The organism is Neochlamydia sp. EPS4 (assembly GCF_000813665.1).
Classification (GTDB): Bacteria; Chlamydiota; Chlamydiia; order Chlamydiales; family Parachlamydiaceae; genus Neochlamydia.
Window position 1 is genome coordinate 1 of the sequence record NZ_JSDQ01000001.1, and the last position, 13914, is coordinate 13914.

General features: G+C 38.3%; 10 protein-coding genes and 1 other RNA gene. 5 read left to right on the forward strand and 6 right to left on the reverse strand.

Annotation, left to right across the window (positions count from 1 at the left end):
* Positions 1-936: 936 nt before the first annotated feature.
* The gene (nhaD, locus tag DB42_RS00005) at positions 937-2226 is read right to left on the reverse strand and encodes a sodium:proton antiporter NhaD (RefSeq protein WP_044881183.1); all 1290 of its coding nucleotides are present in this window, start codon (positions 2224-2226) and stop codon (positions 937-939) included.
* A 78-nt stretch (positions 2227-2304) separates the two neighbouring features.
* Here nhaD and DB42_RS00010 point away from each other — a divergent pair, with 78 nt between their 5' ends.
* Positions 2305-2862 (forward strand): hypothetical protein, encoded by a 558-nt coding sequence (locus DB42_RS00010; RefSeq protein ID WP_044881184.1) that lies wholly within the window; start codon positions 2305-2307, stop codon positions 2860-2862.
* A gap of 220 nt (positions 2863-3082) precedes the next feature.
* Here the strand turns inward: DB42_RS00010 and DB42_RS00015 are convergent, their stop codons facing one another.
* Positions 3083-4042, reverse strand: coding sequence for an SIS domain-containing protein (locus DB42_RS00015; protein ID WP_044881185.1), 960 nt, complete (start codon positions 4040-4042; stop codon positions 3083-3085).
* Between the two features lie 629 nt (positions 4043-4671).
* Positions 4672-7794 (reverse strand): isoleucine--tRNA ligase, encoded by a 3123-nt coding sequence (gene ileS / locus DB42_RS00020; RefSeq protein ID WP_044881186.1) that lies wholly within the window; start codon positions 7792-7794, stop codon positions 4672-4674.
* A 203-nt stretch (positions 7795-7997) separates the two neighbouring features.
* Between ileS and ssrA the strand changes: the two genes are divergently transcribed.
* Together ssrA and DB42_RS00025 are read left to right on the forward strand one after the other, a co-directional pair.
* Positions 7998-8412, forward strand: a transfer-messenger RNA (tmRNA) gene (gene ssrA / locus DB42_RS10710).
* A 308-nt stretch (positions 8413-8720) separates the two neighbouring features.
* Positions 8721-9011, forward strand: coding sequence for a helix-hairpin-helix domain-containing protein (locus DB42_RS00025; protein WP_042242056.1), 291 nt, complete (start codon positions 8721-8723; stop codon positions 9009-9011).
* Between the two features lie 8 nt (positions 9012-9019).
* Here the strand turns inward: DB42_RS00025 and DB42_RS00030 are convergent, their stop codons facing one another.
* Entirely contained in the window at positions 9020-9388 is a 369-nt protein-coding gene (locus DB42_RS00030; RefSeq protein ID WP_044881187.1) for a YjdF family protein, read from the reverse strand.
* Between the two features lie 186 nt (positions 9389-9574).
* On the opposite strand from DB42_RS00030, the gene DB42_RS00035 reads away from it, so the two are divergent.
* Both DB42_RS00035 and DB42_RS00040 read left to right on the forward strand, forming a co-directional pair.
* Positions 9575-10183: a DUF6088 family protein gene (locus DB42_RS00035; protein WP_044881188.1), complete on the forward strand. Its 609-nt coding sequence runs from the start codon at positions 9575-9577 to the stop codon at positions 10181-10183.
* Positions 10180-11202 (forward strand): nucleotidyl transferase AbiEii/AbiGii toxin family protein, encoded by a 1023-nt coding sequence (locus tag DB42_RS00040; RefSeq protein ID WP_044881189.1) that lies wholly within the window; start codon positions 10180-10182, stop codon positions 11200-11202. Before DB42_RS00035 ends, DB42_RS00040 begins: the two co-directional genes overlap by 4 nt.
* Positions 11203-11306: 104 nt before the next feature.
* Here the strand turns inward: DB42_RS00040 and DB42_RS00045 are convergent, their stop codons facing one another.
* Both DB42_RS00045 and DB42_RS00050 read right to left on the reverse strand, forming a co-directional pair.
* Positions 11307-11498 (reverse strand): hypothetical protein, encoded by a 192-nt coding sequence (locus tag DB42_RS00045; protein ID WP_044881190.1) that lies wholly within the window; start codon positions 11496-11498, stop codon positions 11307-11309.
* Positions 11499-12020: 522 nt separating this feature from the next.
* Positions 12021-13388 (reverse strand): leucine-rich repeat domain-containing protein, encoded by a 1368-nt coding sequence (locus tag DB42_RS00050; protein ID WP_080502633.1) that lies wholly within the window; start codon positions 13386-13388, stop codon positions 12021-12023.
* Positions 13389-13914: the final 526 nt, after the last annotated feature.

Here is a 13914-nt window from a genome sequence, read left to right on the forward strand (position 1 = left end):
TCCCTATTTTCCTTTTTCTCTAATTTTTTCCTAAACTCCTAAAAGTTAAAGAGAATGAATGAGTTTTAAATTTGAGCTGTCAATTTCCCACCTATATGTTTGTTCTATGGTGTACAAGGATATAAATCGCTATTTCATGGGGATTTTAAGAGAGGTGGTTGCCGTATGGGAGAATCTAAATCGCTCGTGCTTTGGATGTTATTATAGCAAAAAAGCAATTTTATTCAAGGATTATTTTAATATAATGGGGAAAAAACTGTCTCATCTTTCTTGTCCCTCTTATTTCTCACGCAGGGCATTTAGACGCAAGCGATGATCGATCGCTTTGATAGTAAAGCTTAACCTCTACCTTTAATTTTGAAAGGAGGCGATAAGCTCCTCTTCTAATTTATAGTCTAGCTTGTATGAAACATTTCTTTTCCTACCTCTAAGCCAGCACATTTTTACGCTCACTTAATTTGTTGAGTCTGGGCTTGTAGTGGATTTTTTAGCTTTTTGCTTCTTAACTCATCTGTTTAATGTTTTGCCAGTCCTCAAAGCGTCTTTCCCCTAATCATCTAGCCTCTAGAATTCAAAGCCAATGGTGTCTCGCCCCATCTGCTTCAATTCTTTCAATCCTTAAAGCTTTATCGCGGTATGTTTTAACAAAAATGCGAAGGCGGGAAAAGAGAGTTAATTGTAAGTTTTCTCTTACATTCAGCTGATAAGGAATTCTGCCGTTTTTTTATTAAGTAAGGGCAAATGATGAATGTTTTTTAAACCATAAAAGGCATAGGCTATCTGATAAAACCTAAATAGAGGATCCTTATAAAGGAATCTTAAAAGATCTTTTTAGCCATGAAGAGTTTACATAAAGCGAATGCTCCTTAAGTCAACAAGGAGCAAAAAAAGAAAATTAGAGAACTTCCTAATCCTCCTCTCTTCTTCCTCTAAAGATCAGATAATGCTAAGTAAGTGGTAGACAGCAATGCCCGCCACGTAGCCTATGAAGGCAGGAAAGGATATTTTTTTCAAGTACCAGAAAAAATCTACTTTCTCAAGCCCCATAAAGACAACGCCTGCAGCAGAGCCAATAATCAACAGGCTGCCTCCAGTACCTGCACAATAGGCTACCAATTGCCAAAAGGAAGAATTTTGAGGATATTGTTGAAGGTTGTACATTCCCATGCTGGCCGCTACCAATGGAACATTATCTACAACCGCCGAGGCTATACCGATTAGAGTGGCTATCACCTCTATGTTTCCTACATGCTGATTTAACCACTGAGCTAGCATTTTTAGTAGCTCTGCCGACTCTAAAGCATTAATGCATAAAAGAATGCCAAAGAAAAATAGGACTCCCGATAAATCAATCTTTGTTAATACATGCGGCACACGTAAATGTTCGCGATCTTCCTCTTTAAAATAAGCAATATCCGTCATTAGCCATAATAATCCTAAACCAAACAATATTCCCATAAAGGGGGGCAAACCCGTCAATGTTTTAAAAATAGGTACAAAGGTAAGCGCAGCTATACCTGCTAAAAAAATTAGCTTGCCAATAGGTTCTAGTTTTTTATGCGCGTTTAATAATTTATAATCGATTAGTGAGCCTTTTAAGCATCGGCTAATGATGGAAAATGAGCCAATAAAGCATGTTAGACTAGGAAAAAAAAGATTTTTAATGATTGCCCATGAAGTCACTTGCCCCCCTATCCATAGCATAGTTGTCGTGACATCCCCAATCGGTGTCCAAGCGCCCCCTGCATTGGCTGCAATTACTATCCCTCCGCCTATTAACCAGCGATCTTCTCGGTTCGTCAATAGCTTTTGCATAATGGAAAGCATTACAAGCGTGGTGGTTAGGTTATCTAGCACTGCTGATAAAAAGAAAGTAATCAAACCTAATACCCACAATAGTTTAACTTTAGATTTAACTTTAATAACATCTAAAATGATTGTAAATCCTTGATGAGCATTGATAAGTTCCACGACGCTCAAAGCACCTATAAGAAAGAATATTACCTGGCTAATATCAGCCACATGAGCAGCTAATGAATCTAGATTCTGCTGATGAGAAAATTTATCATGATGATTAGCAAATTGCAAAATCCAACAAATAATGGCCATCAGCAAAGCTGTGGTCGTTTTGTTGATTCTAATCACATGCTCTATAGTAATAAAGCCATAACCTATGATAAAGACAATAATCATGCTGATAGTATAAATATTTAGAGTGATAGCCATATAAGTTTTCCTGTAAATCTTTTCTGCTAATATACATTCTAATATGCAATTTTTACATTCTAAACTAGGTAAAAAAAAATGGAAGAGCCTATTTTATCTTTAAACTCTACTATTCATTCTTCTATAAAAAAAGCCACCCTTATCAAAGGCACTATTTATGGAGCTGCCGGCATGAGTTTATGGCTCTATGGAGGAATTTTCCTTTCCCCTTCTGTATTAGCTACTTGGGGTTGGGTTCTTCTGCTTTTAGGAGGGATATTTATCACTTTAGGACTTTTGCCCTACCGTCAGTTGTCGTATTTAGAAAACACCCCCCACCAAGTCAAGGTGGACTCACTAAATGAACTTTATTTTGCCTTGCATGGCAGGATTCTTTTTAAGGTATCCCTGGAAAGAGTGGATGAAATGGCTTATCTAGACGATGATAAACATTACGGAATTGGCTTGTGGATTGCTCTTACCTCAAAAGACATCACTGCATTGCATTATTCTTTGGATCTTCCTCTGTATTTAGAAGAAAATCAAAAAAAATATTTTTGCGACCTATTTTTACCCTATTTTAGTAAACGTTCCTATCATGAACTAGAAGAGATACACAAAAGCTTGAAAAAAGGGGGTACAAAAATCAATGAATAAAACATTCAATTACACTTTAAAAAGGGCGACATAAAAATAAGCCGCTCCCCCTAAAAAATAGGAAATTGCATTTTCCTAAGGTCGAGGCAGAAATATTAAATACTTTATGACTTCTATATGCCTAGCTTATTTATAGAAAATAAGAGCGATTACCTTTCTACCCAAGCATATTTAAAGAAAAATTAGTAGCTAAATGATAAAGGCTTAAGCGTAGGAACGTTCATATTCCAGATTGGACAATATCATGTAATTTGATAAGGCCTAGCAGCTTTTTATGCTCGGTAAGGACGGGTAGCACCGTAATAGCATTTTTTTGGTCTCCTTCCATCTTACGCATGGCATCCCATGCCAAATTATGAGGAGTAACCCACCGAGCTGTTTGGATCATTAGATCTTTCATGGGCAATTGCAGGGAAGCAGCTCCATGGGATTGTAAAGCCCGCCGGAGATCACCATCGGTAAATATTCCTTGTAAAATTTCAGTTTCATCAGTCACTAATACACAGCCGCAACGTTTATTAGATAATTCTACAAGAGTATTGACCAATTTATCGTGAGGCTTGCATATAGGAAGGCTAGAGCCAGTGATCATTAAATCAGACACTTTAAGCGAGATGCGTTTACCAATCCTACCTGCAGGATGATTTTTTACATATTCTTCTAAGCTAAAATTTTTCATACGCATGAGGGCAACAGCAAGAATGTCTCCAAATATAAGCTGTATAACAGCAGACGTTGTCGGCACTATATCAAACGGGCAAAGCTCTTGTTGCAAAGGAAGATCAATATATACATCACTAGCTTTAGCTAAACGGCTTTTTGCATTGGAGACAATTCCTATAATTTTTACTCGCCGATTACGTAGAGTAGGAATAAGAGATAAAAGCTCTTCACTTTCTCCACTTTTACTAAGAAAAACAAATACATCTTTTTCAGAAACTATGCCTATATCGCCATGTAAAGCGTTCGTGGGGGAAATAAATAAAGCTCGGGAGCCAGTAGAAGTCATGGTCATAGCAATTTTTTCTGCTACTAAGCCACTTTTTCCTACCCCTGAAAAAACTACGACTCCCTCGCAGTCTTTTAAAGCCTGTACAATAATATCAGCAGCAGATAAATCAATTTTTTCAAAAAAATAATTTAGATAACTATTTTCTTTTTGGAGAAGCTCTTCTAACAAATGATGATTCCTTTTTAAGCTAAACGATCCGTGTGTTGAAGAATGCATTTTAAGGAATAAAAATATTACTCTCAAGCTATAAAAATCTTAAGCCCTAGAATTAAAAAATCAAATTTCTAGAATATTTTCTAGGAACGTTTATCCTTGTTAAAAAAGCAGGCCTGCTTTAGCTTTTATAGCCATTATTTGCTATCTCTTCCCTGCTACCTAAGAAGGTCCACAACCTGCCTTGAAGTGAAACTCAATGATAAACTTCTGATTGAAACAAACTACCATTAGATAGCTCGTAAGGCTTTTCAAAGAACAAAGCTATAACTGTGGAATAATTTTTCAACCTATCTGTACGTAAGCTATATTACTAAGTAGAGAAGGAGCTGGTAAGAAGTCACTCCTTTTCAAAATAAGAGATAAGTTTTTTTAACATATTACCTTATCGCTAAGTTGCCAGCTTATGATCTTTTATAGACAAACATTTATTCTAATTAAACTATAAATCATTAACGATCATTTCATAAGAAAAGTAGCTCAATCCCCTCTCTTTCACCTATAACGAGTGAATAGGTACTGCCCCTTACTCCTTTACCTTAAGAGGAAGGGAGTAAGGGTATAAAGTACAGCAAAGAGGGTTTTTAAGCAGCATTGGCCTTGTTTAAATAGATTCTAGCCGGCTCATTGTTAATATCCCACTCATCTCCTTCAGCAGATTTGTTAAACTCTACCGTAACCGCCAATACTTCTTGTTGCACATATTCTTTATAATGCTCAAAAGCTAGCTTTACCCGTTCGGTTGTTTCTATATTTACGTGAATGCGATCAGTCACTTCTAAATTAGCTTCTCGACGCATTGTATTAATCTTATTAACGAGCTCCCTGGCAATCCCTTCCATTAAAAGATCTTCATTTAAAACTGTCTCTAAAACGATAGTAATTGATCCTTCATTAGCTCCAGCTAAGCCCTCAAAAACCTGGCGTTCAACCTGGACATCTTCCGAAGTCAGCACGACTTCGGTATCTTCTATGAATAAAGGAAGCGAATGACCTTTCAACAAGATAGATAATTGTTCTTGATTAAAAGCATCAATTGCTTGCTGAGTAGCTTTCATTAATTTACCCACTTTTTTGCCTAAGACACGAAAATTAGGCTTAGCTTTAAGACTAACAAATAAAGACTCTTTCTCGGCAAATTCGATTATTTTCACATTCAGTTCATCGGCAATCAAGTGCTGCTGCTCTTTTAAAAATTGAAGAGTAACGGTATCTGCAGAAATAATATGGGCCTTCGCCAAGGGTTGTCGAACTTTAAGCTTATGCTCTTTTCTTAAAGCATGACCCAAACTTACCGTGCTTTGCACCGCGGCCATAGCGGCTTCCAGTTGCTCATCACGCATTTGCTCATTATATTCTGGATAAGCACAAAGGTGAACGGATTGAGGCATCTCTTTACTTTTCAGGTTCTGATAAATAGCTTCACTCATAAAAGGAATATAAGGTGCTGCCACCTTCGTAAAAGTCAATAGAACATGATAAAGAGTAGCAAAAGCTTCGTTACGATCAATAGACGCTTTTTCTTCCCAAAAGCGACGGCGCGAACGTCTAATATACCAGTTAGTTAACTGCTCAATGAAATAAATTGTAGGCTCAATACCATGGCTAAGGTTATAATCATCCATTCCTACTTCTACTTGTTTGATAAGCTTATTTAAAAGCGAGATTACCCATCGATCGATAATAGCCACAGGCTTTTTCGGCTGGTCACAAGGGCGCCAGCCATAGATACGCGCATAGGTGATAAAGAAGCTATAAGCATTCCATAGAGGCAGCATTACTTGACGTAGGATAAGCTCTACTCCCGCTTCCACAAAGCAAAGGTCCTCGGCACGTACTGCCGGACTATGCATCATATAGACACGAATGGCATCGGCGCCAAAACGCTCAATGACAAGGCTAGGATCGGGATAATTGCGCAAACGCTTGGACATTTTTGCCCCATCTTCTGCCAAAACAATCCCATTCACAATAACGTTTTTAAATGCTGGCTGATCAAAAAGGGCGGTAGACAGAATAGTTAGCGTATAAAACCATCCGCGTGTTTGATCTAAACCTTCTGCAATGAAATCTGCAGGAAATATTTCTTTAAAGAGCGCTTGGTTTTCAAAGGGATAATGATTTTGTGCATAAGGCATAGAGCCCGACTCAAACCAACAATCGAAGACTTCGGGAATACGTCTAAAAACTTTTCCATTATGAGTAAAGGTTAGCTGATCAATAAAATGTCGATGTAAGTCTTTAATTTTAGCGCCACTTTTACTCTCTAACTCTTGAATACTTCCTAAAACAAGTATTTCTCCATCTTCTGCACGCCAGATAGGAATAGGCGTCCCCCAGTAGCGATTTCGGCTGATAGCCCAATCTCTAGCACCTTCTAACCATTTACCAAAACGTCCATGTTTGACATAAGAAGGAGTCCAATGAATCTGTTCATTAGCTTTCACAAGCGAATCTTTTATCTTTTCTACAGCTACGAACCAGGTAGTTACAGCTTTATAAATAAGAGGAGTGTCGGATCGCCAGCAGAAAGGGTAGCGGTGACGGCAGACACCATGAGAAAAGACTATACCCTCTTTCTTTAAATGCTTAATGATCTCTTTATCCGCCTCTTTAACAAACAACCCTTGATATTCAGGAATTTCACTTGTGAAAAGTCCATTACTATCGACTGGGCATACAATCTCTATGCCTTCTCTTTGGCACGCATAAAAATCTACTTCTCCAAAAGCAGGAGCTGCATGAACGATTCCCGTGCCCTCCTCTACCGATACGCTATCCTCAAGAATTATACGAAAAGCTCCTTTGCTCGCTCTATCAGCAAAATACTTAAAAGGCGGCTTATAACTTTTACCTGCTAAGTTCCTACCCTTCATCTCCTCTAATATTTGATACTCGCTTTCACTTTTAAAAGTGGCCGAGAGCCTAGACTTTGCTAAAATGTAGTGTTGGCCAGAGGTAATGTGTAGGATTTTCACATAATCTATCTCAGGCCCTACCATGAGAGCTAAATTAGAAACAAGTGTCCAGGGAGTAGTGGTCCACGCTAAAATAGCTATATGAGGTTCATCTAGCAAAGGAAAAGCTATCGTTAACGCAGGATCATCCACCTCTTTATAATTTTCGCCTGCTTCAAAATTAGAAAGCGGTGTTCCTAGCTTGGCAGAATAAGGCATGACTTTATAACCTTCATAAACCAGCCCTTTATTATAAAGCTGCTGAAAAACCCACCATACCGATTCCATAAAATTCACATCCATCGTTCGATAAGTTTGATCAAAGTCTACCCATCTCCCCATGCGCTGGACAATCGTTTTCCACTCTTCCGTATAACGTAAAACAATTTTTCTACATTCCTCGTTGAAATTGGCTATCCCAAAAGTTTGGATAGCTTCTCCACCCGAGAGGTTATGCATTTTTTCAATCTCATTCTCTACAGGAAGACCGTGGCAATCCCAGCCAAAACGTCGAGGCACGCAAAATCCTTTCATTGTTTTATAACGCAAAACGACATCTTTAATGGTGCCTGCTAGTAAATGACCATAATGAGGAAGACCCGTAGCAAAAGGAGGACCATCATAAAAAGCAAAAAGAGGTTTATCTCGATTTTCTTCTACTGATTGTGTGAAAATTTTATTTACACTCCAAAATTCAAGAATTCTTTTTTCACGCTCATCAAAACTTTCTGAAAGAATTTCTGCAAACATTCGCTAACCTACTAAGTAATATAAAATTGTTTTCGAAGCCATAGGCAAAAATAATAGTATTTTCACTCGAAAATGTCTAGCAAGCATCTTGTTTCTTCTCCTTCACGTAAAAAAATTGCTTCTATTTTATTATTTTTTAGGTTATTCTTTGATTAAGAAAAGGCAATACTGCCCTTACAGTTTTTATCCAGCATCCATCTTTCGGGGGTGTCACGGTTTCGACTGGGAAGCGAGGTATTGATTGCATGCGGAGGGTATCGGTTGGCCTCCTAAAAAAGCCGGTGAACAATTAAGTGCCAAAACAAGCACAAACGTAATCGCTGTTGACTTTAGCCCTGTGGTTGAAGCTAACTTTGAAATCGTAGCACGCGCTGCTTAATTGCAGTGCTTGCGCAGTAGTCTGAAATTGGACCAAGGATTTTAGAGTCTACTGTTATTTTCTTGGTATGAGCTAAGTTTCTCCAGCCTTAGAGAAACTTAAACTCAAGATCAATTGAGGCGAGTAGTTTCCAGTGGTGTGTTCTGCAGCGGAATCTACTTATTTTCAGAACACTAAGCATGTAGTGGTCACTATGTAGTTTGCTCAGGACGAGAGTTCAATTCTCTCCACCTCCAACCTATTATTAAGCTTCACTTTTAGGAGTGAAGCTTTTTATTTTTAGAAGCTTGTGAATCAAAAATTCAACCGAAAAGTTCAAGCACATGAAGCCCAATTACGCACTATTTACGCCTTAGACTGGATGAAAACAGTATAAAACTATTTCGTTCTTCCACATCTCCTGCTATATTTTTGTGACACTTATGGCTGCTGTGACTCATAGTGAAAGCACATCAAATTCCCATGATATTGTCACAGTAGAGAGTAAATATGTCCGTGGTAACAAGGATTTTATTGTCGAAATTTGCAATGAATAAACAGGTAGAAAATGTCTATCAAAAAAAAGAACCTTAAAGACTTGAAAAATGTTGGAAAAGCAACTTTACGGGATTTAAATATTCTCGATATTCATTCAGTTGAGGACTTAATCCATCATGATGCTACTCAATTGTTTGAACAATTAGAAAGGTTAACAGGAAAACGTCATGATCCTTGTATGTGGGACGTATTTGCCGCCATTATACATGAAGCTAAGACGGGAGAACCTACTTCATGGTGGGCATGGACAGCCCAGAGAAAGGCTCTTCAAAAAACAGGAAAGCTAATTCATATAATTTGAGTTATTCCTTAGCGATGATAACGTTTTAGTAATGCCCTCGATGCTTTTTTTTTCTTTCTTTTCTTCTCAAGCCCTTCTCGCATGTAATCTTGTGCTAACGTTGAAGGCTGTGCCGTTTCCTTCATTCTTGCCATTTCACGGTGGACTTCTCTTTGTACTCTCTTTGGATTCATGCGCTGGATTTGAATGTTGATTTCCTTAGCTTCTCCAAATTTTAGTTTATGATAATGATTAAGAACAAACTCATGAATCTCAGGATCAGACGGTTCACAACCCAAGATAAGCCTTGCAATTGCATACCCTTCTTTATCGGTCCGCTCAAAAGTTCCTACCCAGAACCGCTTTTTAAAGAAAATTGTTGCTTTAACTGTAGCGATTTTATTCCCTTTATATGGCTCAAGATACTAACACACTTTCCCAGGGTTTAAAAGAAACACTCTAACCGTTTTCATAAACGATCCTAGTAATTTCACAAAAATAGCATCTTTTTGTGAAATTCAAGGCAAATTTTATTGCTAGTTTTCACAAAAAGATGCTATTTTTGTGAAAAAGAGAGACTCGAAATGCGCCAAAGTATTGAAATCGCAGTAAAAAATAGGATTATTGAGCAGGGCCGCGGTTGGTGTTTTACGCCCATGCACTTTTCGGATCTGGGTAGTGATACCTCTATTCGAAAAGCTCTTTCACAGCTTCAAAAACAAAACATCATCCGTCGGCTCGCTCAAGGCGTTTATGATTACCCCAAAATACATGATCTACTGGGCACAATCCCTCCAGATTTGAATGAAGTTGCTAAGGCTATTGCGGAAAAAAATGGGGTTCAAATTCAACCTGCCGGAGCTCATGCTGCCAATTTAGTGGGCCTTTCTTTACAAGTTCCTGGTCGTGTCATGTTTTTAACCGAAGGCCCCTCCAGAAAAGTCAAAATTGGTAATCAAGAAATTATTTTTAAAAAGACCACGAAAAAAATTATGTCTTCTGCGGGAACTAGAGAAGGTCTTCTGATTCAAGCTTTGAAAAATTTAGGAAAAGATCACATTGACCAGGTAGCACGTGCGCAGGTATCAAAATTTCTTAAAGATTCAAAAGAAAATGAAATTAGACAGAACATGAAATTTGCACCTGCATGGATACGATCTCTTTTTTTTGAAATTATGGGGCTCAAGCCATGAATGAAATCCATCTTTTGTCTAAAGATGAACGGGAACTTTTCTTTAGAGCTGCCAGTGATATCAAGAACATGCCCTTTGAAATTATTGAGAAAGATTATTGGGTCGTATGGGTTTTGGAAAGACTATTCTCGCTAGAGAAGATGAAGCCGCATCTCACCTTTAAAGGAGGTACGTCCCTTTCAAAAGTATATGGATTGATTGATCGTTTTTCAGAAGATATTGATCTTTCAATTGAAAGAGAATTCTTTGGTTTTGGTGCACCCCATGACCCTGAAAATGCACCATCCAAGAAAAAGCAAAATGCAATCATCGATAATCTTTCAAAAGCTTGCTCCAATTATGTTCAAACTCAGATGCTAGCTGAACTTAAAGATGCTTTTGCTGCAAAACTCGGAACAATTGATGGGTGGCAAGTCTTCCCTGACCAAGAAGACCCCGATGCACAAACATTATTATTTGAATATCCAAGCGAAACCTCAAAAGCTGGGTACATTCGTCCGCTTGTAAAAATCGAAATTGGTGCAAGATCAGAACACTGGCCTGTCAGCGAACATAGAATAAAGAGCTACACTAAAGAAGCACTAAAAGAAAAAATCCATGAATCTGAAATATGGGTTCGAGTACTGAATGCTGAGCGTACTTTCTGGGAGAAAGCGACTATCCTTCATCAATATGCACATTTGCCCGAAGATAAAAAGCTTCCGCCACGAATTTCAAGGCATTATTATGACTTTTTCCGTTTGCTCAATTCGGAGATCAAGGAGAAGGCTCTTATCGAGATAGCTCTACTTGAAAGAGTTGCCATCCACAAAAGCATTTACTTTGCATCAAGTTGGGCAAACTACGGAACAGCTCGAAAGGAAACTTTGAAGCTCTTTCCTCCTCCGCGAATTCTAAAAGAACTTGAGAAAGACTATGTCCTGATGAAGTCCATGTTTTTCAGAGAAATCCCAGAGTGGGAATTAATTTTAAAAACGATCGACACGTTTGAAAAAGAGTTTAATTACGTTAAAGGATAGGGCATTATGACCACTGAAATACTTATAAGGAATTACCGTACTGAATAGACGCAAGCTCTTGCAACTATCTATTTTTATACGATTCATCGCATCAATATTAAATACTACACGCAAAAACAAGTTGATGTATGGGCTTCTGAATCAAGCTTAGAGAGAGAAGGCATCACTTCAGAAGCAAGAAAATGATGCCATCTTTTACAGACGCTAAATAAGGGAGGAACTGCGCAGGCCTCTAAGATAGGGAGTAGCAATTCATTGGGCAAGCTTTCAATAGAGGCCGAAGAGATAAAATGCATTTTATCTCCTTTGGTAGTGATGACTTTTCAGCATTTTTATTTTTTAAAGACAATATAAAAATTAAAAAAGCAAGCCAAACGAATTTGTATTCTTATTAAGGAAAAACAACTCGTAAATAATCCACCACGCTTTTATTTCAGATAGATTTAAGAAAAGGGGAGGCCTTCCAAGCATTCAGGAGCAGTCACAGGTTTTTGCGATTAAGTGACACGGCAATTTTAGTCTGGCTAAAAGAATGAGATTGATTCTTTGCCTTATTTGAGAAAAACGGCTCTTTTTGGTGCAATTCTTTAATTCTTTTACCGTATGATGGAATACAATACGCCTAGCTTCTTCCTGTCAAGAAAGGTTGTTCTCCCAGCCTAGCAATCTGCAGAAAAAAAGAGAAACTTCCTGTCATTATAAATGGGTAGGCTAGCTTAAGTTACTTAGTTGCGGGAAGGAAAGCGGATTACTTGTTTAAAGATAAGATGGCTAAAAGTTTTTTATTTCATTTTAGCTCACCCCAATTTAAAAAGTACTTATGGCCACTCTACAATTGGAAACGCTGCCTTATTTTTTTCGGAGATATCTTTCAAAGGATTTTCGGCTAATCTGAGCATGGTAAGCTGAAACAGTTGTCCTATTTCTACAGGAAGACTGGTGAGCTGGTTTTGGTTTAAGTAAAGCGCTCGCAGCTGAGACAGCTGCCCGATTTCTCCAGGCAGACTGGTGAGCTGGTTTTGATTTAAGATAAGCCTTTTCAGCTGAAACAGCTGCCCGATTTCTGCAGGCAGGCTGGTGAGCTGGTTCTGATTTAAGAAAAGCCATAACAGCTGAGACAGCTGCCCGATTTCTGCAGGCAGGCTGGTGAGCTGGTTTTGAGTTAAGTAAAGCCCTTGCAGCTGAGACAGCTGCCCGATTTCTGCAGGCAGAGCGGTAAGCTGGTTTTGATGTAAGTAAAGCGTTTGCAGCTCAGGCAGCTGCCAGATTTCTGCAGGCAGAGCGGTGAGCTTGTTTTGATTTAAGTGAAGCGCTCGAAGCTGAGACAGCTGCCCGATTTCTGCAGGCAGACTGGTGAGCTGGTTTTGGCTTAAATCAAGCCTTTGCAGCTGAGACAGCTGCCCGATTTCTGTAGGCAGAGCGGTGAGCTGGTTTCCTCTTAAGTCAAGCGTTTGCAACTGAGACAATTGGCCTATTTCTGGGGGTAAGTAAGTCAAGCCTTCATTAGATAAATTTAGCGAAGTTAAGTTTTTACAATTTTCTTCAATCCAATCTCTAAGAAGCTCTCCTTTTTTCTCTAGAGGCAAGTGCTTAATTTCTTCTCGGCTCAAGTATTCTTTCCCACCAGGAAGTTTTTTCCAAGCTAAAAGGCGATTAATATTTAAAAGATAAGAAGCGTAATTAGCCAGCCTTAAGCCTCTTTTTTCTTCTGTTTTCTCTTTCAATTCTACTAGAGGCAAGTGCTTAATTTCTTCTCGGCTTAAGTATTTTTCCCTACCAGGAAGCTTTTTCCGAAGCAAAAAACGATTAATATTTAAGAGATAAGAAGCGTAATTAGCCAGCCTTAAGCCTCTTTTTTCTTCTGTTTTCTCTTTAGATTCCAAAGTTGAAAGAGACTTGGCTAAAGTAAAGATTTGCTTAAAGATTGCATTTACCTTTGCTGCTTCAGTAAGCTTTTCTTCTAGCTTATAAATCCTATCTACAATAAGAGCCTGCTCCTTAACATTTCCTTGAGGAACATGCACTTTACCTATTTGTTTATAAAGAGAAGGCATGACTTCAGTAGCCAGCAGATGATGCCATCTTTTACAGACGCTAAATAAGGGAGGAACTGCGCAGGCCTCTAAGATAGGGAGTAGCAATTCATTGGGCAAGCTTTCAATAGAGGCCGAAGAGATAGGATGCATTTTATTTCCTTGGGTAGTAATGGCCTTTTATCATTTTTATTTTTAAAGGCAATATAAAAAAATTAAAAAGGCAAGTCAAACGAATTCCTGTTCTTATCAATGAAAAGCAACTCACAAATGATCTACATCGCTTTTTTTTCAGATAGATTCACGGAAAGAGCGGAGACCTTCTAAGCATTCAGGAGCAACCACAGGTTTTGGGGATTAAGTGACGCGGCAATTTTTGTTTGGCTAAAAGAATGAGATTGATTCTTTGCTTTATTTGAGGAAAACGGCTCTTTTTGGTGCTTTGTTTCAATTCTTCTACCGCCTGATGGAATACAATACGCCTAGCTTCTTCCTGTCAAGAAAAGTTGTTCTCCCAGCCATAACACTCTGCAAAAAAAGAAAAACTTCTTGTCGTTATGAATGTGTAGGTTAGTTTAAGCTTGCTTAGCTGCCGGAAGGAAAGCGGATTACTTCTTTAAAGATAAGATGGCTAAAAGTTTGTTATTCATTTTAGCCCACACCAATTTAAAAAGTACTT

What these genes read in the sequence shown, in the direction of transcription:
- DB42_RS00010 (WP_044881184.1), top strand. Translation starts at nt 2,305, where the DNA reads ATGGAAGAGCCTATTTTATCTTTAAACTCTACTATTCATTCTTCTATA.
- DB42_RS00050 (WP_080502633.1), bottom strand. Translation starts at nt 13,388, where the DNA reads ATGCATCCTATCTCTTCGGCCTCTATTGAAAGCTTGCCCAATGAATTG.
- DB42_RS00035 (WP_044881188.1), top strand. Translation starts at nt 9,575, where the DNA reads ATGCGCCAAAGTATTGAAATCGCAGTAAAAAATAGGATTATTGAGCAG.
- nhaD (WP_044881183.1), bottom strand. Translation starts at nt 2,226, where the DNA reads ATGGCTATCACTCTAAATATTTATACTATCAGCATGATTATTGTCTTT.
- DB42_RS00040 (WP_044881189.1), top strand. Translation starts at nt 10,180, where the DNA reads ATGAATGAAATCCATCTTTTGTCTAAAGATGAACGGGAACTTTTCTTT.
- DB42_RS00045 (WP_044881190.1), bottom strand. Translation starts at nt 11,498, where the DNA reads ATGCATTTTATCTCTTCGGCCTCTATTGAAAGCTTGCCCAATGAATTG.
- DB42_RS00025 (WP_042242056.1), top strand. Translation starts at nt 8,721, where the DNA reads ATGTCTATCAAAAAAAAGAACCTTAAAGACTTGAAAAATGTTGGAAAA.
- ileS (WP_044881186.1), bottom strand. Translation starts at nt 7,794, where the DNA reads ATGTTTGCAGAAATTCTTTCAGAAAGTTTTGATGAGCGTGAAAAAAGA.